The organism is Flavobacteriales bacterium, assembly GCA_021739695.1.
Taxonomy (GTDB): domain Bacteria; phylum Bacteroidota; class Bacteroidia; order UBA10329; family UBA10329; genus UBA10329.
Window position 1 is genome coordinate 154,272 of the sequence record JAIPBM010000004.1, and the last position, 20,974, is coordinate 175,245.

Annotated in this window: 21 protein-coding genes; 13 read left to right on the plus strand and 8 right to left on the minus strand. The window is 44.9% G+C overall.

All coding sequences use genetic code 11. The annotated features are described in order from the left end of the window. Positions 1-14: 14 nt before the first annotated feature. Positions 15-179, plus strand: a complete 165-nt coding sequence (locus K9J17_03810) for a hypothetical protein (protein ID MCF8275838.1) — start codon at positions 15-17, stop codon at positions 177-179. An 8-nt stretch (positions 180-187) separates the two neighbouring features. Here the strand turns inward: K9J17_03810 and arsC are convergent, their stop codons facing one another. The 4 genes from arsC to K9J17_03830 all read right to left on the minus strand — a co-directional run bounded on the left by arsC (position 188) and on the right by K9J17_03830 (position 2,652). Beyond that, positions 188-526 carry an arsenate reductase (glutaredoxin) gene (gene arsC / locus K9J17_03815; protein ID MCF8275839.1) on the minus strand — a complete coding sequence of 113 codons (339 nt, stop codon included), beginning with the start codon at positions 524-526 and terminating at the stop codon, positions 188-190. 33 nt (positions 527-559) lie between these two features. Further along, a complete protein-coding gene (locus K9J17_03820) occupies positions 560-934 on the minus strand; it encodes a four helix bundle protein (protein MCF8275840.1) in 375 nt (124 codons plus the stop codon). A 20-nt stretch (positions 935-954) separates the two neighbouring features. Further along, positions 955-2,055 carry a peptide chain release factor 2 gene (gene prfB, locus K9J17_03825; protein ID MCF8275841.1) on the minus strand — a complete coding sequence of 367 codons (1,101 nt, stop codon included), beginning with the start codon at positions 2,053-2,055 and terminating at the stop codon, positions 955-957. Between the two features lie 66 nt (positions 2,056-2,121). Next, positions 2,122-2,652 carry a RecX family transcriptional regulator gene (locus K9J17_03830; GenBank protein ID MCF8275842.1) on the minus strand — a complete coding sequence of 177 codons (531 nt, stop codon included), beginning with the start codon at positions 2,650-2,652 and terminating at the stop codon, positions 2,122-2,124. Between the two features lie 63 nt (positions 2,653-2,715). Here K9J17_03830 and K9J17_03835 point away from each other — a divergent pair, with 63 nt between their 5' ends. Beyond that, the gene (locus K9J17_03835) at positions 2,716-3,996 is read left to right on the plus strand and encodes an MFS transporter (protein MCF8275843.1); all 1,281 of its coding nucleotides are present in this window, start codon (positions 2,716-2,718) and stop codon (positions 3,994-3,996) included. Here the strand turns inward: K9J17_03835 and K9J17_03840 are convergent, their stop codons facing one another. From K9J17_03840 to K9J17_03850, 3 genes are all read right to left on the minus strand, one after another. Continuing rightward, entirely contained in the window at positions 3,997-4,920 is a 924-nt protein-coding gene (locus K9J17_03840; GenBank protein MCF8275844.1) for a hypothetical protein, read from the minus strand. It abuts the gene before it with no gap. 64 nt (positions 4,921-4,984) lie between these two features. Beyond that, a complete protein-coding gene (locus K9J17_03845) occupies positions 4,985-5,221 on the minus strand; it encodes a hypothetical protein (GenBank protein ID MCF8275845.1) in 237 nt (78 codons plus the stop codon). Positions 5,222-5,262: 41 nt separating this feature from the next. Continuing rightward, positions 5,263-6,441, minus strand: coding sequence for an acyl-CoA dehydrogenase family protein (locus K9J17_03850; GenBank protein ID MCF8275846.1), 1,179 nt, complete (start codon positions 6,439-6,441; stop codon positions 5,263-5,265). A gap of 126 nt (positions 6,442-6,567) precedes the next feature. Here K9J17_03850 and lpdA point away from each other — a divergent pair, with 126 nt between their 5' ends. Beyond that, complete coding sequence (lpdA, locus tag K9J17_03855) at positions 6,568-7,971, plus strand: dihydrolipoyl dehydrogenase (protein ID MCF8275847.1); 1,404 nt, start codon at positions 6,568-6,570, stop codon at positions 7,969-7,971. A 36-nt stretch (positions 7,972-8,007) separates the two neighbouring features. Further along, positions 8,008-9,018, plus strand: coding sequence for a ferrochelatase (gene hemH, locus K9J17_03860; GenBank protein MCF8275848.1), 1,011 nt, complete (start codon positions 8,008-8,010; stop codon positions 9,016-9,018). A 51-nt stretch (positions 9,019-9,069) separates the two neighbouring features. Here the strand turns inward: hemH and K9J17_03865 are convergent, their stop codons facing one another. After that, positions 9,070-10,731 (minus strand): T9SS type A sorting domain-containing protein, encoded by a 1,662-nt coding sequence (locus tag K9J17_03865; GenBank protein MCF8275849.1) that lies wholly within the window; start codon positions 10,729-10,731, stop codon positions 9,070-9,072. Positions 10,732-10,964: 233 nt separating this feature from the next. Here K9J17_03865 and K9J17_03870 point away from each other — a divergent pair, with 233 nt between their 5' ends. From K9J17_03870 to K9J17_03910, 9 genes are all read left to right on the plus strand, one after another. Beyond that, complete coding sequence (locus tag K9J17_03870) at positions 10,965-12,188, plus strand: anthranilate synthase component I family protein (GenBank protein MCF8275850.1); 1,224 nt, start codon at positions 10,965-10,967, stop codon at positions 12,186-12,188. Then, entirely contained in the window at positions 12,178-13,452 is a 1,275-nt protein-coding gene (gene tilS / locus K9J17_03875; protein MCF8275851.1) for a tRNA lysidine(34) synthetase TilS, read from the plus strand. Before K9J17_03870 ends, tilS begins: the two co-directional genes overlap by 11 nt. Positions 13,453-13,498: 46 nt before the next feature. Continuing rightward, a complete protein-coding gene (locus K9J17_03880) occupies positions 13,499-14,074 on the plus strand; it encodes a LemA family protein (protein ID MCF8275852.1) in 576 nt (191 codons plus the stop codon). 1 nt (position 14,075) lies between these two features. Further along, entirely contained in the window at positions 14,076-14,510 is a 435-nt protein-coding gene (locus tag K9J17_03885) for a TPM domain-containing protein (protein ID MCF8275853.1), read from the plus strand. Continuing rightward, positions 14,507-15,280: a TPM domain-containing protein gene (locus K9J17_03890; GenBank protein MCF8275854.1), complete on the plus strand. Its 774-nt coding sequence runs from the start codon at positions 14,507-14,509 to the stop codon at positions 15,278-15,280. The genes K9J17_03885 and K9J17_03890 overlap by 4 nt, the downstream gene beginning before the upstream one ends. A gap of 8 nt (positions 15,281-15,288) precedes the next feature. Continuing rightward, on the plus strand, positions 15,289-15,981 hold the full coding sequence (locus K9J17_03895; protein MCF8275855.1) for a queuosine precursor transporter: 693 nt from the start codon (positions 15,289-15,291) through the stop codon (positions 15,979-15,981). Between the two features lie 92 nt (positions 15,982-16,073). Then, positions 16,074-18,485, plus strand: coding sequence for a thioredoxin family protein (locus tag K9J17_03900; GenBank protein ID MCF8275856.1), 2,412 nt, complete (start codon positions 16,074-16,076; stop codon positions 18,483-18,485). A 70-nt stretch (positions 18,486-18,555) separates the two neighbouring features. After that, entirely contained in the window at positions 18,556-19,191 is a 636-nt protein-coding gene (locus K9J17_03905; protein MCF8275857.1) for a response regulator transcription factor, read from the plus strand. Positions 19,192-19,324: 133 nt separating this feature from the next. Then, a complete protein-coding gene (locus tag K9J17_03910; GenBank protein ID MCF8275858.1) occupies positions 19,325-20,851 on the plus strand; it encodes an aminotransferase class V-fold PLP-dependent enzyme in 1,527 nt (508 codons plus the stop codon). Positions 20,852-20,974 lie beyond the last annotated feature (123 nt).

Genomic DNA, 20,974 nt, shown 5'->3' on the forward strand with positions numbered 1-20,974 from the left:
CAAATTTCAAAGAGATGAGCGTAGGTATCGTAGTAATATTCATGTACATGTTGATGGGCTTTTGGATGTTGGTTTTCCTCGGACTTTGGATTCCGTTGATGGCAACATTGCTTTTCATGGAGCGATTTAGCCCAGAAATGGGAGAAAAATTGGCTGCATTTATCGCGCCACGCGACTGATTTTAAACTTAAAGTAACGTTTTAACGTTTTCAGGAGGCCGTCCCAAGACGGCCTTTTTTTGTTTCACAACAATCGGTCGCTCAATCAATTTCGGATATTTCACCATTGCAGCTATCCATTCATCGTCCGAAAGTTCTTTCACTTTAAAGTTGTCTTTGAAATCGGTTTCGCCTTTTCTGAGTAAATCGTAAGGTTTGATACCGAGCAGGCTAATCAATTCTTTCAATTCAGCTTCAGAAGGAACATCAACCAAATAGTCTACGATTTCAGGCTCAATGCCAGCATCACGAATCAATTGAAGTGTTTCTCGACTTTTGGTGCAACGCGGGTTATGGTAGATTTTCATACGCTAGAGTAATGAAGGGATGAAGAGGTGAAGTTATGAAGTGTGCTTTTTGTCGATTGATTTGATCAGTCCATTTATCAAAGCAGCACACTTTTGTTCTTGCTCGTTTAAAAGTGCTATTCGGTCATTTGTACAGAAGCCCAATAAAACACAGAGATCCAAAACCGTATTTACTTCACTTAAGGAACCTCTTGCAATATGGAGGAAGTGCCTAAATTCTTTGTCTGAATTTCTTCCTGCTCCTTCAGCGAGATTCAGCGGAATGGAAACCGAAGCCCGTTTGAGTTGTGAAGTGATATTGAACTTTTCGTCAGATGGTAGTTCAGAAGAGAAGATGTAAATCAGCTTTACAAGTTCCATTGCTTCCTGCCAAGCAACTAGCTTCTTATGCGGCCAATCCTTCTTCATTACTTCACCTCCTCATCACTTCATTCCTGAGATTCTTCATTGCCGAATTGAAGCAAATAACCTTTGATGAACTTGTTCAACTCGCCATCCATCACGCCTTGCACGTTAGATGTTTCGATACCTGAACGTAGGTCTTTTACCAATTTATATGGATGGAAAACGTAGTTGCGGATCTGCGCTCCGAACTCCACTTTCATTTTTCCACCTTCCACCTCGGCACGTTTTTCCAAACGCTTTCTGAGCTCAATATCATACAGTTGAGACTTCAATAAACGCAATGCATTTTCGCGGTTCGTGCCCTGCGATCTGCTTTCCGTATTTCGGATGATGATACCGCTCGGATGATGCGTTACCCGAACACCCGTTTCCACCTTATTTACGTTCTGTCCACCAGCACCACCAGATCGGAACGTGTCCCAAGTAATATCTGCCGGATTGATCTCGATATTGATCGTATCATCCACTACAGGATAAACGAAAACGGAGGCGAAGGACGTATGTCTTCGGGCGTTGCTGTCGAATGGAGATATTCTCACCAAACGATGAACACCGTTTTCTCCTTTCAGATTTCCGTAAGCATAGTCACCTTCTATCTGCAACGAGCACGAGCGAATTCCTGCAATATCGTCTTCTTGAATATCGTTCTGCAGAACCTTGAAGCCATTCTTTTCAGCCCACATGATGTACATACGCATCAACATGCCAGCCCAGTCGCAACTTTCCGTTCCGCCAGCACCAGAGTTGATCTCTAAAATGGCGTGCAGCTCATCACCTTCATCGCCCAACATGTTTTTGAATTCGAGATCTTCGAGCAGATCGGTGAATAATTCCTGTTGCGCAGTTACTTCTTCTTCAGAAGCCTCGCCTTCTTTATTGAATTCGTAAAGAACAGTCAGGTCTTCGAGTGCGGTCGTAGCTTTTTCAAAGGCCTTTGTCCATTCCTTTTTGGCGTTTGTTTTCTTCATCAATTCCTCCGCTTTTTTAGGGTCGTCCCAAAAACCAGGAGCTAATGTTGTCTGTGTTTCCTCGGCTATTTCGCGCAGCTTTCGGTCTATTTCTAAGTAGCCATGAAGCGCGTTCAGTCTTTTTTTGAGGTCGTTCAGTTGATCTGTTGTGATCATAATTGTTCGTGTTTTGGGGTGATTTTCCCGAAGCGCAAATGTAAGACAAGTGTTGGTGCCTGAAAGTTACTTGTCGCTGAGGAACTCATTGATCAATGTGCCTTCAAATCCGCGTTGCGTGGCAAAGCGATAAATGGCCGATCTGCGTTTCCAGGGATTCTTTTCCTTCAGGCTCGCCCGTTTTTCATCCATGGTTTCGCGCAGCACGTTCAAATAAGCGTCTTCATCGATTTCCGTTAGTGCCAGCTGAATACATTTTTTACTCACTTGGTGGTTTTTCAAGCCTTCGGTGATCTTCACTTTTCCCCATTTCTTGATGTTGAATTTGCCTCTTGCGTATGTGCGGGCAAAACGCTCCTCATTCAGGAAATTCTCTTTCATCAATGAAAGCGTGATCTCTTCGCGCCATTCATCTGGGATTTTCAAGTCCCACATTTTCTGATTCACATCGTGATGGCTTCGCTCTTGATACGCGCAGTATTTCCGCAATTTCTCGAGCGCTTCTTTCGGGCCAAAATCCATGCATGAAAAATAGCTATCAAAGTCGATAGACCATAGTCCACGGACCACAGCAGCGCACGCTCTATTTCTAAACAATTTTTTTCCGTTGACTATTAACCGTTGACCATCGACTAAAACTAGCTTTGCCCAACTTTTTTGATGGAAAACAAACGCGCCCTCGCACTTCTGTTCAGTTCACACGTGGTTTCGAGCTTTGCGCAGGGAATTACCATGCTTTCCATTCCGTGGTACTTTGCTTCGGTTGTCAACCAATCTGTGGTGTTCGGAAAAGTGCTTGCCGTGGCCACGTTCATCAGCATTTTTTGGAGCCTTTTTGCAGGAACACTTATTGACCGTTATCCACGCAAGAACATCTTTTGGTTTGCGTCCATCGTTGGTTTTATTGTGCTTGGATGTGCTGGTCTGTACGGAGAACTGCATCAGGAAGCGCCTATTTGGTTAGTTGCTTTTGTGTTTGTTTTCACCTTTTTCGGGTTCAACATCCATTATCCCAATCTCTACGCATTTTCGCAGCAATTGGCAGCCAAAGGCGATTACGGCAGAGTCAATTCGCTGATTGAAGTTTTAGGGCAGGGCACCAACGTGCTTTCGGGCGCGTTTGGCGCTATTCTGCTTTCGGGCACAACGGGCGGAAGTTTGAACATGATGGGTCTGCAGATTTCTTTTCCCTTTGAAATTGAGCAATGGACCATTTGGGAAATTTTCCTGCTCGATGCGAGTACGTACGCACTTGCCGCGTGCATCATTCCCTTCATTAAATATGTCGATCACAATCCACTACCGATCGATATGGAGAAGATCCTACTTCGCTTTAAGCGTGGTTGGAAGTTTCTAACGTTGAACAAGGAACTTCTGGTCTTCGGTTTGGCAACCTATTCCATTTTTGTTGTGCTGCTGGTCGAGGTACAATTTCTGCTTCCCATTTTCGTAGATAATCAGTTGGAAGCTGGCGCAGATGTGTACGCTAGTAGCGAGGTTTACTTTGCGTTAGGAAGTTTGTTTGCTGGGTTTCTCATCCAAAAATTAACAAGGAATCTGGCTCCTGCCAAAAGCATTCTTTTGCTCATGTTTTTGGCCGGTGTTTCGTTCGTGGTTGTGGCATTTTCCAAAAGCGTTGTCGGATTCTATCTTTTCTCTACGCTTATCGGGTTCAGTAATGCCGGCACGCGCATCACGCGCGTCACTTTTCTGTTCAATCACATTCCAAACAACATCATTGGCAGGGCCAATAGTATTTTTTACATCTACAATATTGCCAGCCGTGGTCTATTGCTTTCACTGTTTGCGCTGCCGTTCTTTTCTGCTTCCAATAATATTGTTTGGTGTTACGGGATCTGCGGAGGATTTATCCTTGTTTCCATTATTCCGCTCGTTGGAGTTCTGCCACAGCTTCAAACGCTGAAAATCCGAACCGAATAATTATTTCAACCAGAAATTATTGCTGAACAGCCAAGAAGGATGTTTTGGTGGTAGGAGGGAAGTTTCGAATTTCAATTTTCCCAATTCATCTTTCAAAACCTGACTTTTTTCCGCATCTGTTTTGTTTGAATTTATGCTGTAAACGGTTGTTTTCCGTGAGGAAAAAGTGCCATCGGAATTCAGAAGGAATTCAATTTCAACTCTCCATTTTGCTTCTTCTGGAATGCTGATCTCATTGCCAAGAATTTTTTCCAGAACCGTGTTGAATTCCTCTCCATTTTCGGTTTTGGGAAATTCTTTCGGGAAATACTCGGATGAATTGAATTCCGAACGGAACGGCATGTTTGGAATGGAGTAATAATTCTGCATGAAATGATTGGCTCCATTTCCTGTGTAAACATGGAACATCTCATTCACGTCAAAAGCGTGCAGCAGCGGTCCATCCGTAGAAATAAACACCTTATCATCCGTTATGTAGAACGAATTGCTGGCCATTGTGTGCAGCAGACTATCGTTTCTAAGCCAGCCAGATCTGGGCAATCGTTCCTTTTTTACGGCATCATCCAATTCGTATTTTATCAATTTGCCTAATTCGGCAGCATCAAACTTTTCTCCGTTCCGATAAAAAGTGAGAATGCTTTTGTTGAGGGGCAACGAATTTTTTTCTGACTGAACGTGAACGATGGTTTTCCCATCGTTGCTCAAACCAACAAATCCGTTGAGGAATTGATCCATGCTGTAAAGCGTGTCTTTTCCTGTTTTATCAGTCACGTAGGTAATTCCCTCTTCGTTATCAATTCGATGTGAGAATGTGAGTGAGGTGAGTTTGAAAGTTCCGATCTCGTTTCTCAGTTCGTAAGAAACGCCTTTGTACTGCGCCATGCACAGGAAAGGAGAGAACAGAAATATGAAAAACGTGCGCATGGGATAAAAATAAAGCCTTCAGGTTTTTCTGAAGGCTTTACGGTTACTTTTTTTATGAATTGGATTATTTGGAAATCTTGTATCCAAGCTCTTCCAAAAACTTGATTTTCTCGTCCACTACAGCCATTTTCCGTCCTTGGATTTCGCCTTCAATTCCCTCTTTCATCCCATTCAATTCCTCTTCGGAGAATTTGGCTAGAAAGTGATTTTTGAATTGTGCTTTCAGTGTGCCGTTCGCGTTCATGTTTTCACGCACAGCAGTTGCTAGAACCACAGGTGTAAGTTTTCCTTTTTGAGTCATTGATTTTTTGCTGATAAATATGTGTTGCGAATTTACGCGATCTAGTTGAAGGCGTTGAAACCGGTCACATCCATTCCAGTAATGAGCAAATGGATGTCGTGCGTGCCTTCGTAGGTCACTACACTTTCCAAATTCATCATGTGGCGCATGATCGGGTATTCGCCCGTGATTCCCATTCCGCCCAACATTTGTCGTGCTTCGCGAGCGGTTCTCAGAGCGATTTCCACATTATTCCGTTTGGCCATGGAAATTTGTTGTGGCGATGCGCGATGGTCGTTTTTCAGCACACCTAATCTCCAAACCAGCAATTGCGCTTTGGTTATCTCTGTGATCATTTCGGCCAATTTCTTTTGTTGCAATTGGAAGCTGCCTATCGGTTTTCCGAATTGGATGCGCTCTTTCGAATAACGCAAAGCGGTATCGTAGCAATCCAAGGCTGCTCCTAAAGCGCCCCAAGCAATTCCGTAACGGGCTGAGTTCAAACAGCTCAACGGGCCTTTAAGACCTCGAATATCTGGGAACAGATTTTCCTTTGGAACTTTTACGTTATCAAATACCAATTCGCCAGTGGCAGATGCGCGCAGACTCCATTTTCCGTGGGTTGTTGGCGTAGTAAAACCTTCCATTCCGCGCTCTACAACCAAACCTCTGATAGTGCCTTCTTCGTCCTTTGCCCACACAACGGCAATATCTGCGAATGGTGCATTGCTGATCCACATTTTCGCTCCGTTCAGAATAACATGATCACCAGCATCTTTGAAATGCGTGACCATTCCATTCGGATTTGAACCATGATCTGGTTCCGTAAGACCAAAGCATCCGAGTAATTCGCCCGTTGCCAATTTTGGCAGCCATTTCTGTTTCTGACTTTCGGTGGCGTAGCTCCAGATAGGAAACATCACCAACGAACTCTGAACAGAAGCAGTGCTTCTCAAACCGCTATCGCAACGCTCCAATTCTTGCATGATGATGCCGTAGCTGATCTGATCTAAACCTGGTCCGCCATATTCATGCGGAATGTACGGACCGAACGCTCCGATCTCTCCCAAACCTTTTAAGAGATGAATAGGGAACTCCGCTTTCTGCGCGTATTCTTCAATGATCGGAGAAACATTCTGTTTCACCCATGTTCGCACCGTTTCACGAATGAGTTTGTGTTCTTCCGTAAGGAGTTCGTCCATCAGGTAATAATCGTGTCCGTTATATCTGTCTTCAGCCATAGCTTTTGTTTGAAGCCACAAAAGTAGAAATGATTGGTTGCCACTTTCCATGCATCTTGATCCTCATATCACTTCGATTCCTCATCTTCAAAACATACCTTTGCGGCCGTTCAAAAACAGCAAAGCATGGCAAAGTATGATGTAACGATTATTGGTTCAGGCCCAGGAGGCTACGTGGCAGCGATCAGATGTGCGCAATTGGGGATGAAAACCGCCATTATTGAGAAATATCCAACGCTTGGAGGTACCTGCCTCAATGTGGGATGTATTCCTTCCAAGGCCTTGCTCGATTCATCGGAGCATTTCCATAATGCCATGCACACATTTAAAGAGCACGGAATTGATATTCCTACGCCAAAAGTGAACATCAAGCAGATGATCACCCGCAAAAGCGATGTGGTGAAACAGAATGTGGATGGCATCAGCTTCTTGATGAAAAAGAACAAGATCGATGTTTATGAAGGCCTCGGAAGTTTCGAAACCAAGAACAAGATCAACGTTACCAAGGCAGATGGCACATCAGAGACCATCGATACGGATAAAGTCGTTATTGCCACTGGCTCAAAGCCATCTTCATTGCCTTTCATCACAATCGATAAAAAGCGGGTGATAACGTCTACCGAAGCATTGAATCTTACCGAAGTTCCAAAGCATCTGATAGTAGTTGGTGGTGGCGTTATCGGCTTGGAACTCGGTTCTGTTTATGCCCGTTTAGGTGCCGAAGTTTCCGTTGTGGAATATATGGACAGCATCATTCCAACCATGGATAAGACCTTAGGCAAAGAATTGCTGAAAGTATTGAAGAAAGAAGGCGTGAAATTCTACTTGAGCCACAAGGTGAAAGCCGTTTCTGCCAAAGGAAAGACCGTTACCCTCAAAGCTGACGATAAGAAAGGAGAAGAGATCACCTTAGAAGGAGATTACTGCCTCGTGTCTGTAGGACGGAAAGCATATACAGATGGACTCGGATTAGAGAAAGTTGGAATAGCTACGGATGACCGCGGTCGAGTAGAAGTAGATGCACATCTACAGACAAAAGTTGCTGGTATTTACGCCATTGGCGATGTAATAAAAGGAGCAATGCTTGCTCACAAGGCCGAAGAGGAAGGCGTGTTCGTTGCCGAAACCATGGCTGGACAAAAACCGCACATCGACTATAACCTTATTCCAGGTGTGGTTTACACGTGGCCAGAAGTGGCAGCTGTTGGACAAACAGAAGAGCAATTGAAAGAAGCTGGTATTGAGTACAAGGTAGGTTCCTTTCCAATGCGTGCCTTAGGCCGTTCGCGTGCCAGTATGGATATGGATGGTTTGGTTAAAGTTCTTGCAGATAAGAATACTGATGAGATTCTAGGGGTGCACATGATCGGTGCGCGTGCCGCAGATATGATTGCAGAGGCGGTTGTAGCCATGGAATTCCGTGCTTCAGCCGAGGATGTTTCGCGCATTTCGCATGCTCATCCAACCTATACAGAAGCCATTAAAGAAGCCTGTTTGGCTGCTACGGATAATCGTCCGTTGCACATGTAATCGGAACATTCGATACAGAAACGTGTTCCAATCTCCATGAAGCCAGAAATAGGAGTTCTCCTCATGAATGTCGGAACACCCGACTCCCCAAAGGTGAGCGATGTGCGCAAGTACCTCTCGCAATTCCTCAACGACCCGCGTGTTATTGATATTCCTTGGTTGGCAAGGAAGATTCTGGTCAATGCCATCATTGTTCCATTCCGCGCGCCAAAATCAGCCAAGATCTATCAACAGATGTGGACGGATCAGGGTTCTCCGTTGCTTATTCATTCAGAGAATTTCAAGAAGGGATTGCAGTCTGATCTGGGGCCAAAGTACCAGGTGGAAATCGCTATGCGCTATCAAAGCCCTTCTGTGGAAGAAGGCTTGGAGAAAATCCGAAAGAACAATCCGAAAAAGATCATTGTGGTGCCGATGTATCCACAATATGCATCATCTTCTACCGGCACCTGCATGGAAGAGGTAATGCGCATTGCATCCAAGTGGTGGGCCATTCCTGAAATGGTTTTTGTCAATCAATTTTACGACCTACAAGGTTATGTTGACGGATTTGTGAAACGGGGAAAACAGTTCGATGTAGCTGCGTACGATCACGTCTTGTTCAGCTACCACGGTTTACCTGTTCGACAACTAGATAAGATCTATGATGAAGGTCTATGCTCCGATCACGATTGTGAGCATGGTGTGTCAGATGATAATCAGTTTTGCTACAAGGCCACCTGTTACGAATCCACCAAGCGCATTGCTGCCGGATTGGGATTGACCGAAGATCAATACACCGTTGCATTTCAGTCTCGCTTAGACGATAAATGGATCAAACCATATTCGGATAAGGTAGTGGCAGAAAAAGCGGAGAAAGGTGTTAAAAAGATGCTGGTCTTCTCACCTGCCTTTGTTGCCGATTGCCTCGAAACACTCATTGAGATCGGAGTGGAATATCAAGAGATATTCGAAGAGCACGGAGGAGAAAAGATCCAATTGGTTCCAAGTTTGAACGATGACCCTGATTGGGTAAAAGCGATGGCAGATCACATTCGTTCCAAATAAAAAAGGGAGAACCGAAGTCCTCCCTTTTCACTTTCCCACTCATTTTCTTCTTTATTTCAGCATCACTCGCTTGCTGAAGTTTTTGGTGCTGTTCGACAGGTTGACGATGTAGATTCCGCTTGCAAGTACACCTGTGTTAAGTCTTACTTTATTCATACCGTCCACGGCTGTGTTGGCGTAATCAAGTATTTTCTTTCCACTAGCATCGAAAAGAACGATCTTGAAGTCTTCATTTTCAGTGCCTGTAAATTCTACAACTACTTCAGTTTGGTCAACATCATAGGCATTCACAAAGTTGAAGTCGTTAACATCATCACCGCAGGTAACAGCAACTACCTCAGAATAAGTCGATTTTCCTGCGAAATCAGTGTCTTTCAAACGGTAGTAAGAAGTTCCGCTGTAAGCTTCTTCATCTTTCACATTGTAGCTGATCGGCTCGTTGCTGTTGCCAGCTCCTTCTATCACATCTACAATTTCGAAATCACTTCCATTATTACTTCTTTCAAGTGTGAAGAAGTCGTTGTTTGTTTCAGTCCAAGTCGTCCAACGTACATCAATAGAACCGCCAGCACACTCACCCGCAAACCGAACGATTTCAATAGGAAGTGGATCACTGTTGTCAACAAGTGTCCAAACTGGGTACATGTCTTCCTCCCAAGTTGAACCATCTTGAGCAATTTGTACGGTAGTAGTGTTCGTAGCTGGGTTGGTAATTACTGCAGGAACGCCATACAACCAATCGCCCCATTTGTTCAAGGTGTGATTCCAGCGTTGCGGGGCTAATTTCGTCTCATCTATATGGTTTGGAGCCGCTACTTCAGTTTGCGCGTATTTGAAAGCATATTCAATTCTTGGCGCGGAAGCATAGCCACTCATGCCAACGCCAATGTTTTCCGCATCAATGATCCAAAAACGGTCCACTGTCCAATAATGAGCAGCTTGTATATAATCATCAGTAAGGTTGGTTACTGATGTTGGAAGGTCTGTCCATTGGTTATTCAATGGGTTTACCGTGATGTTGGTTCCTGTGAATGAATTCTCAGAATCGGTTACATAGGTTGAAAAAGTCTTGTAGTTAGAGCTTGGTAGACCAGCAGTGGTAATGTTGTAGCCGAATGACAGGTCAGTAGGTGTCGCTACATCTGTTCCAAACGGAATCGTGTAGTTTCCAGTGTTGGTTCCAATGTTCCAACGAAGCACGCCATATCCGCCAGAAGCAGGACCTGTTTCAGAAATGATCTTTCCAGCTCCAGTGATGGCAGCAGTGGATGATGTTTCGATATTCAACGTGTTTGTGTTGAGTCTCAAACTTTTCCCATTCAGGTTAAGGTTGTTGTAAACATTGGCATCAACTCCATTCAACGTTTTATGGGCAGTACCTTGAACTACAACTGTGTAGAAATCCGTAGGCTCCGAACCAGTGATATCTTGTGCAGCACCGTCTAATTGAACTACTCCATTGTTCGTGGCAAATACACCACCAGCATCGTTGTTTTCCCAAGTTCCATCAACTTGCATCGTTCCAGCATTGGTAACTTCACCTCCAGATTCGTTCGTGAATCCGCCATTGTCTATGTTGAAGTAGGTACCAGTAGCAATGTTGATCTTCGCTCCGTTGTTCACGACTCCTTGGGCCTGCGAGTTCAGCGAAATAACGCTGCAAGCTACAATTACAGTGAGAATTCCTATCTGAGAGTAAATTGATTTCTTCATACTAGATGTATTTCTAATTCTGGTTTCAAAGCTAATTGAACACGAGTCTAAAGTTACTTTTTTCACTCGAACTGGTTGGTAAAATTCTGAAGCCATTTAAATTTCAACTTTGCGGAACGTTCTCCTATTGCCGTCTTATTACGGTGGAGGTTGAGTCCGGTTATGTTGTTTGTCGATATTCGTAGTTAATGGCGTGGTCTGATAGGAAATGGGTTGATGTGGACGAATCCTCGATGGAGAAACACTTTTCGAGTTTAGCAAGTGTTAGAATCGGCTTGGATTGGAACCAATTCCATCAATTCTCCTCATCAGAGAATTCGTTTAAGTTCTCGAAATTATTTGGCACTGGAATTCAGTCCGAGATAATTGGAGAATCGGAAGCTGATATTCCGAAGTTGAGGAATTGGCTAAACCAACAACACGACCTGGTTTTGGGCTATTTTGGATACGATGCCAAGAATTTGCTCGAAAACCTTTCAAGCAAGAACTCAGACAGTATCAGCTTTCCGATGTTCCACTTTTTTGTACCAAAGCACGCGTTTCTCTTTAGCGAAAATGGATGGACGTGTTTTTCTCATTCGGATGAATTGGATGGTGAAATCGATCAGCAAAACGCAGCTTCTGTCCTTGGAAATGAACTTGAAACCGTTTCAAAATCGGAATATGTCCACAAGGTTAAAAGCTTACAGCAGCACATTCAATTCGGTGATATCTACGAGGTGAATTTCTGCGTTCAACACGGTTTTAAGAACACCACGGTCGATCCGTTTCGATTGTATCAGGAATTGCAGCTTGCATCGCCTGCTCCATTTTCCTGTTTTGTGGCAGATAATGGCAAGTATCTGATGAGCTCTAGTCCCGAGCGATTCATGATGAAGGAAGGAAGAAAGTTGATCTCTCAGCCGATGAAAGGAACCAATCGCAGAACGGCTGAAAACGAACTTCAGAAAACGGCATTACGAAATGATGCGAAGGAAGTAGCAGAGAATGTGATGATCACCGATCTGGTGCGCAACGACCTATCGCGAAGCGCGAAAAAAGGAAGCGTGAAAGTGGAAGAATTGTGCGGTGTGTATGAGTTTGAACATGTGAATGCAATGATCTCAACCGTTTCTGCTGAGTTGCGAGATGACGTTCATCCGCTGGATGCTTTGCTCAATGCATTTCCGATGGGTTCCATGACGGGCGCACCGAAGATCCGAGCCATGGAATTGATCGATCAGTTTGAAGATTTTTCGCGTGGATTGTATTCTGGAGCGGTCGGTTATTTCACACCTGAGCTCGATTTTGATTTTAACGTCATCATCCGAAGTATTCTCTATAACGAAGAGAAGCAGTTGGTCACTTTTCCAACTGGAAGCGCCATCACCATCAATTCTGATCCCGAAAAGGAATATGAAGAATGCATGCTAAAGGCAGAAGCTATGCGAAACGTGCTACTCAATCATGCAAAGTAGACTCCTCGAATCCATGCAAAAACTTGGTTTTCTGAATGATGGAAGACCAGTTTTAGTGGCCGTTAGTGGTGGAGTGGATTCAATGGTGCTGGTTTCTCTACTTCATCAACAAGGATATGCGATTGCTGTGGCGCATTGCAATTATCAGCTGCGCGATTCAGCTTCAGATGCTGATGAAGAATTGGTGAGAACGTGGTGCGCGGAAAGAAACGTTCCGTTTTACTCACGACAAGTTGAGACCAAAAAACTGGCTGAAGATTCGAATAGTTCTATTCAGATGGTGGCCAGAGATGAGCGCTACAGATTCTTTCAGGAATTAATGGACGAGCACGGTTTCGTGGCAACTGCTTTAGCGCACCACGCCAACGATAGAGTTGAATCGCTACTGATGAATGTGCTGCGCGGAACAGGTTTCAGAGGTTTGCAAGGAATGCCTTCTAAACGGGAAAAATATTTCCGTCCGCTGCTCGGATTCACGAAGGATGAAATCAGAAAGTTTGCCTTGGAAAACGCCATCCCTTTTCGGGAAGATTCGTCAAATGCAACCGTTTATTACCAACGGAATTGGGTCCGTTTGCGCTTGCTTCCAATGTTGATGGCTGCGGATTCAAACGCGTTTGAAAAGCTCCTTTCGTTGTGCGAACGAGCGGAAAACGAACTTCCGAATTACAAGAAGTGGGTTCAACACAACTTAGCTGATATGGTGATGGAATCAGCAATCAGCATCAATGATCTGAAAGATTCTGAAGCACCTTTCACTTTAATGAAGGAGTTTTTGGGACCGAAAGGATTTTCATCCGATCAGATTTTTGAACTGTTGCAAATGATGGATTCAAATTCGGGTACGGAAATTCATTCGGATTCTCATCGGATAGTGAAAGACCGTGAGCATTTTCTTGTTCAAGAAATTACTTCGCAAAGCGAAACTCTGAAGTTGTCGTTTGAGCTGTTGGATAGATTGGAATTGACATCGCTGAAAACGGAAAAGAACGTTGCGTTGCTGGACGCCAAATTGGTCCAGCAATCGGAATTGAAACTCCGAAAATGGCAAATGGGCGACCGATTTAAACCCTTGGGAATGAAGGGCTGGAAATTGCTCAGCGACTTTTTTATCGACCAAAAACTTTCTGTTTTTGAAAAGGAAAAAGTGGTGTTGCTTATCTACAAAAACGAAATTGTTTGGGTGCTTGGCATGCGCCTAGACGACCGTTTCAAAGTCACAAATTCGACCCAAAAAGTGTTAAAGATCAGTTTGGTGTTCTGAACAAAACCCACCTCGCTTGTTACATTTGTCTAAACATCAAACCAAAATGAAAAAACTATTCTTCTTTTTATTGATTGCTGGTTCATTGGGACTTCAAAGCTGTCAATACAATACTATTGTCGAAAAACAGGAAGCGGTAACCGCGCAGTGGTCACAGGTTGAAAACGTTTACCAACGAAGAGCAGACCTTATCCCGAATTTGGTTGCTACGGTAAAAGGCTATGCCGATTTTGAACAGGAAACGCTGACTGCCGTAATTGAGGCACGCGCCAAAGCAACGAGTGTGAATGTGGACGCATCGAAATTGGATGCGAACAGCATTCAGCAATTTCAAGCTGCGCAAGATGGATTGTCATCGGCTTTGAGCAAATTGATGGTGGTGGTAGAGCGTTATCCAGAATTGAAAGCGAATCAGAATTTCTTGGAATTGCAATCGCAATTGGAAGGCACTGAAAATCGTATTGCTGTAGAACGCAAGAAGTTCAACGAAGCGGCTCAGGATTACAATACATACATCCGCAAATTCCCAAATAACATGATCGCGGGCATGTTCGATTTCGAAAAGAAAGAATATTTCGAAGCAGATAAAGGCGCGGAGACAGCTCCAAAAGTGGAATTCTGATTTGAAAGCTTCTGAATACTTCACCGAAGCACGGCTTGCCGAACTCGATAAGGCGATCAAAGCTGCCGAAAAGGCAACTTCGGGCGAGGTGCGTCTTTATGTAGAAGACAAGTGCAAGGAAGATGTGATGGACCGTGCGGCTTTCTTGTTCGGAGAGCTGAAAATGCACAAGACAGAACTTCGAAATGGTGTGCTATTCTATTTGGCAATGACCGATCGGAAATTTGCCATTTTGGGCGATGGCGGCATCAACGCCAAAGTGGCGGCTGATTTCTGGGATCAGATAAAAGCGGAGATGCTTTCTCGATTCAAAGAAGAAAAGTTTGCAGAAGGTTTGCAGAAGGGGATTTCGATGGCTGGCGAAGCGCTTTCCACACATTTCCCTTATCAGAAAGGTGATGTGAACGAACTCTCAGACGAAATCATCATCAAATGAGAAACTTGCTTTTCATCTTTCTACTTGCAATTCCGTTTTCGGTTTTTTCTCAGAATTTTCCTGCCAGATCCAATCGCTTAGTAAACGATTTTACAGGCACGCTTTCTGGTGCAGAAATCAGTCAGCTAGAACAAAAGCTGGTTGCCTACGATCGCGAAAGCTCCGTACAAATTGCCATCGTCATTATCAAGTCGCTGGATGGTTACGAGATCAGCGATTATGCTTTTGAGCTGGGTGAGAAATGGGGTGTGGGAAGAAGCGGAAAAGACAATGGCGCACTCATTCTCGTAAGTATGGCTGACCACAAAATGTGGATTGCCACTGGCTACGGACTGGAAGCAACGTTGACGGATGCGATGTGCAAACGCATCATTGAAAATGAAATGAAACCGCGTTTCCGACAGGATGATTATGCCGGTGGTTTGGCATCAGCCGCAGACGCCATGATTCTTGCTACCCGTGGCGAATACAAAGGCGAAGGTGGAAGTGGCGATGGGGCTGCAGCGCCTATCGGAAGTATTTTATTCATCGTCTTGGTGTTCGGTATTGTTTGGTTGATAAAAGCCAAGCAGGTGCGCGATTATTCGCGTGTCAACAATATGGGCTTCTGGGCAGCTTGGATGCTTTTGAACGCGGCTAGTCGCAATCACCCAGGTTCGTACGGTTCTTTCCGAGGAGGTAGCGGTGGATTTTCTGGTGGTGGCGGAGGCGGCTTCGGTGGCTTTGGAGGAGGAAGTTTTGGTGGTGGTGGTGCTGGCGGAAGTTGGTAATTTGCAGCATGCAACTTTCAGCAGAAAAACAAAAGCAGGCCGATCTCATTTACCTCATTCTTGCGGGAATTTTCATTGCCTCGCTTGTTTCATGTAATCTCATCTTTCAGAAATTCTTCACCTGGAATCCTTTTGGACTCTACACCTTCGAGATTTCAGTTGGTATTCTTCCGTATCCGATCACGTTTTTGGTTACCGATCTTATTTCTGAGATCTATGGAAGACGACATGCAGACCGCGTTGTAATGGCCGGTCTTGTTGCCAGTGTTTTTGTGCTTGGCGTAGTAACGCTGGCAGACATGGTTCCTGCTACCGATTGGTCGCCAGTGCAGAATGAAGAATTCAGTAAGGTGTTTGGACTGACCACTGTTTCGGTTGGTGCTTCAATGGCTGCATACCTAGCAGCCCAATTCATTGATATTCGTCTTTATCATTTTTGGAAACGGATGACCAAAGGCAAGCATCTCTGGATACGGAATAACTTTTCTACCATGACTTCTCAGTTGGTTGATACGGTGCTGGTTGTCGGACTACTTTGCAGCGTTGGCGCCATCGATTGGAGTCGATTCACCGATCTGATCATTGCTGGATGGTTGTTCAAAGTAATTGTGGCTGCGCTCGATACACCCTTCATGTATTTAGGAACGTGGAGAATTCGCAAACAATTAGGTTTAAAAGGTTCAGAGGAGGTTGAATTCTGACCTCAGTCTGAAACAAGACACAACAAACTCGTGATAGAATAGATATTTGTACGAACAATCCAATTTTAAGAACGATAGAAGAAGTGGATAAGATGTTGAGATTTTTCCTTTCGATGCTACTCACAGCATCTGTTTTTTCAAGTGCTTACGCTCAAATATACGACCCTGTAAAGTGGTCTTTTTCTGCTGAGCGGGTTAGCGAAACAGAAGCGAACCTCATCTTTTCTGCTGCGCTCGAAAAAGGTTGGCATCTCTATTCTCAGTTTATCGATGGCGATGGACCAGTACCAACGTCATTCATTTTTCAAGATCTAGGAACTGCTAAACTAAACGGAAAGGTTTCTGAAGGAGAAGGCCACAAAGAAATGGATCCCAATTTTGGGATTGAGTTGAAGTATTTCGAGAATAAGGCTCGATTTGTTCAAAAGGTGAATGTATCGCCAGCAGCCACAACAGTTAAGGGAGAATTGGAATTCATGGTCTGCAACGATGAACGTTGCCTGCCGCCAGATTATCTTCCTTTCGAGTTCAAAATTCCTAAGGCAAAAAGTGTTGATTTTCCTATTGAAAAACCAGCAGATCAAGGGCTGGCCGAACCAGAACAAGCGCCCGAGCCAGAGATATTCGATCCGGTCATATGGACTTTCAGTCATAAAGACCTCGGAAACGGTGAATATGAGTTGAGTTTTTCGGCCACCGTTGATAAAGGTTGGCACGTGTACGCATTGAATGAGAAAGGTCAAGAATCGATGACTGCCACTGTCATCAATTTTCAGCCACTGTCGGGAGCTGAATTGACAGGTGACCCATCGCAGCCGGAGCCAATTTCAGAATATGATAGCATCATTGGAGAACAGTTGAATTACTTCTACGATCAAGCGGTTTTCACTCAGAAAGTAAGATTGCTTTCATCGCCTAGCAGCGTGAAAGGTTCCATTGAATTCTCAGCATGCAACGAGAATGGTTGTCTGCCACCAGAATTAGTCGATTTTGAATTTGAATTGAGTGGGGCAGTGGCCGAAGCCAGTTCGGAAGCAGATGGTGGAATTGACAGATCTTGGATCGGTATTTTCATAGCAGGTTTTCTTGGTGGTTTACTAGCGCTTCTGACTCCTTGCGTTTTTCCGATGATTCCGCTTACCGTTTCATTCTTCACCAAGCAGAGCAAGACGCGCGCAAAGGGAATCACCAATGCGCTTACTTATGGCGCTTTCATTGTCTTCATTTATGTCGTTCTCGGATTTTTGGTCACAGTGACTTTTGGTGCCGATGCCTTGAATGCGCTGAGCACGAATGTTTGGTTCAATCTGTTTTTCTTTGTGCTGCTGGTGGTTTTCGCCATTTCGTTCCTTGGAGCATTCGAGATCACGCTGCCAAGTTCATGGGTCAACAAGGCCGATCAAGCCTCAGACAAAGGCGGAATCATAGGTATCTTCTTCATGGCCTTCACGCTTTCACTTGTATCTTTTTCCTGTACCGGACCAATTATCGGAACGCTGTTGGTTGAGGCTGCAGTTAACGGAGGTGTAATGGGGCCTATCATGGGAATGACAGGTTTTAGCATGGCCTTGGCATTGCCTTTTGGCTTGTTTGCAGCCTTTCCTGGATGGTTGAATTCGATGCCGAAATCGGGCGGATGGCTAAATTCTGTGAAAGTGGTACTTGGTCTCTTGGAATTGGCTTTGGCATTCAAATTTTTGAGCAATGCCGACCTCGTAATGCAGGCTGGTTTATTGCAGCGAGAACTTTTCCTCACCATTTGGATCGCTATTTTCGGAACGCTTGCGCTTTATCTCTTCGGGTTCATCAAGTTTCCACACGATAGTCCGGTGAAGAATCTTTCTATTCCACGATACTTGTTCGGATTGGTGGTTTTGGTTTTCACCATTTACCTCATTCCAGGTCTGTGGGGCGCGCCACTTAAGATCATCAGTGGTTTTCCACCTCCGAACTTCTATAGTGAAAGCCCAAATGGATTTGGCGGTGGTGGAGAAATGTCGGTGGCCGAGAATGCTCTTACAGTCAATGGTGAAATTGTAGGTGAGCCAGAGCATTGTCCGCACGGATTGCCGTGTTTCCACGATTACGAGGAAGGTTTGGCTTACGCGAAGGAATCAGGAAAACCGATCATGCTTGATTTTACTGGCTGGGCTTGCGTCAATTGCCGAAAAATGGAGGAGCAGGTTTGGAGCGACCCGCGCGTTTTAAAACGCTTGCGAGAAGATTACGTGCTCATCTCACTTTACGTTGATGAGAAATTAGATCTTCCGAAAGAAGAGCAGATTGAAGTAGAAATAGGAGGGAAGACCAAAAAGCTACGGACGGTTGGAAACAAATGGAGTTATATGCAAGCCACGCGTTTCGGGACCAATTCTCAGCCTTACTATGTGGTACTTGACCACAATGAAAATCAATTGGGCGGACCTGCAGCTTACGATCCGGACATTGATAAATACATCAAGTGGTTGGATGCTGGCATCGAGTCTTTTGGAGCATCGCAGTGATTATCGTTTGCCACTTGTTTTCTTCGGCCTTAGCCCGTTACTTTGCGCTTGTTTAGAATCTATCTAAATAATGAGCGAGATACGTGTAGGAATAGCTGATGCCCACTTTGTGGTGAGAGAGGGACTGAAGTATGTCTTCTCGCACGATAAGCACATCAAAATTGCTGGAGAATGCTCTGATGGAAAAGACATTCCTAAGCTGCTGAAAGAGAACTTGGATCTACTGGTTTTCGATTATGATCATGCCGATTACATCTCTTTCGAAGATCTTCAAAAGGTATTCCGCGTAGCGCCAGATACCAACGTATTGGTGATTTCGGCCCACACAGACGCAGCTACTGTTAATCGCATTATTCGTCAGCCCGTAAAAGGGTTGCTGTCTAAAGAATGCAGCGAAGCGGAGATATTGGATGCCGTTCGGGCCACAGCCAAAGGAGACAAGTTCTATTGCAATCGCATTCTTGATGTAGTAACGGAATCGAAGAAGGATGGCGCGGGCGAAGATTGTTCTCCGACCGTGTTATCGCAGCGCGAAATAGAAGTGGTGGAATACATCGCGCAAGGCTTGACCGCAGCCGAAGTGGCTGATAAGATGTGCTTGTCTGTGCACACCATCAACACGCATCGCAAGAATATCTTCAAGAAATTAGGCGTTAATTCTACCACAGAATTGGTGCGCTACGCGCTGAAAACAGCGCTGATCTGAGCCTGCTGGCCTTGAGCCGAAACGATTCCTTCATCTTTCTATCCTCAGTAATTTCCTTCGTCTAGAACAACTGGGCGAAAACGGTCGTTGCGTTCTATATTTACCTCATCAACTTAAATTGATATTTATCAAAATGGGCATTGCAAAATTTATAGAGAAGAAGATCATCAAACACCTGCCTTCTGTTGCGCGCGCTGTGCAACGCAGCATGAATGACGACAAGAAGATTGACCTGATAATGAACGAAATGCGGAACGACCCGGAAATGGTGAATTCGCTTTTCCCGTACCGAGATAAATTTCCGGTTAACTCGAAGATGCCCGAAAAATCGATGTCGAAAGAGGAGATTCTAGCGCAGATCAAAGAAATGCATGCTCTTGAAAGCGCGCCTTGGAAGGGCGGCAAGATCAGCGGTTCATTCTATCATGGCGATCAAGACCATTACGATTTCCTGAATGAGGCTTTTGGATATTACTCACAAGTGAATTCCATTCAGCGCGATGTGTGTCCTTCGCTTACCAAGTATGAGGGCGAGATCATTGCCATGACACTGGATATTTTCAATGGCGATGCGGTGAACAAGCGCAATCCTGAGGAAAAGGCCTGCGGGTCGCTGACAACAGGCGGCACCGACAGTATCTTTCAATCGGTATATGCTCACAGAGAATGGGGTGTGGATCAGAAGAATATCACGCAACCAGAGATCGTGCTTCCTGTTTCGGCACATCCTGCCTTCTTCAAAGCCGCGCATTACTTGAACATGAAAGCGGTGCCAGTCAAATTGGATGAGAATTTCCAAGCAGATGTGGCCGATATGGAAAGTAAGATCACGTCCAATACAGTAATGGTAATTGGTTCGGCAGGGAACTACGGCCACGGTATCATCGACCCATTGGAGAAGATCTCAGCTCTTGCGCTTAAACACGGAATCGGAATGCACGTGGATGGCTGCCTTGGTGGATTCATCCTTGCTTGGGCAGAGCCGCTGGGCATTGAGTGTCCGGTGTTCGATTTCCGTCTGCCTGGGGTTACGGCCATTTCTGCCGATACGCACAAGTACGGTTATGCGCTCAAGGGAACATCAACCGTGCTGTTCAGCAACGAGAAGCTAAGACGCTATCAATACTCAGGTGAAGTAGATTGGCCGGGTGGCGTTTACATCTCAACCGGTTTTAACGGTAGTAAGTCGGGTGGATTGTTTGCGGCTACCTGGGCTGCCATGATGCACTACGGGAAAGAAGGCTATCTGAATCGCGCCAAGAAGATCTTTGATGTGAATCTGCGCCTGAAGAATGTGGTGCGTTCAATCCCTGAATTGAAATTGTTCGGTGATTCGCTTTTCATCACGGCAGTTGGTTCCGATCAGTTCAACATCTACCATGTGAACGACCACCTGAAAACCAAAGGCTGGCGAATGAACGGCCAGCAGCATCCGAACGGATTTCACTTTTGCATTACGGGTCCGCAGATCACCAATCCGACCATTGTGGAGGAGTTTGAAAAGGATCTGAAAGCGGCAGTTGAATACGCCAAAGCACAGAAAGGCGACCCGAAATCGGCAGCGATGTACGGTGGAGCAGGGAAGGAGATCGACCCATCCATGTACATGCCCATGCTAACTGCTTACACCGATGTGACCCAAAGCACGTATCCGTTCTAAAATGGACGAATAACGATTAACGAACTGCGATGAACGAATGATGCTGATGGTAAATTTCAGAATGTCTATGGTCTGTGCGGATCTCTTAACTCGTAGAACCGCAGGCATAGTGCCCGTTGTGCG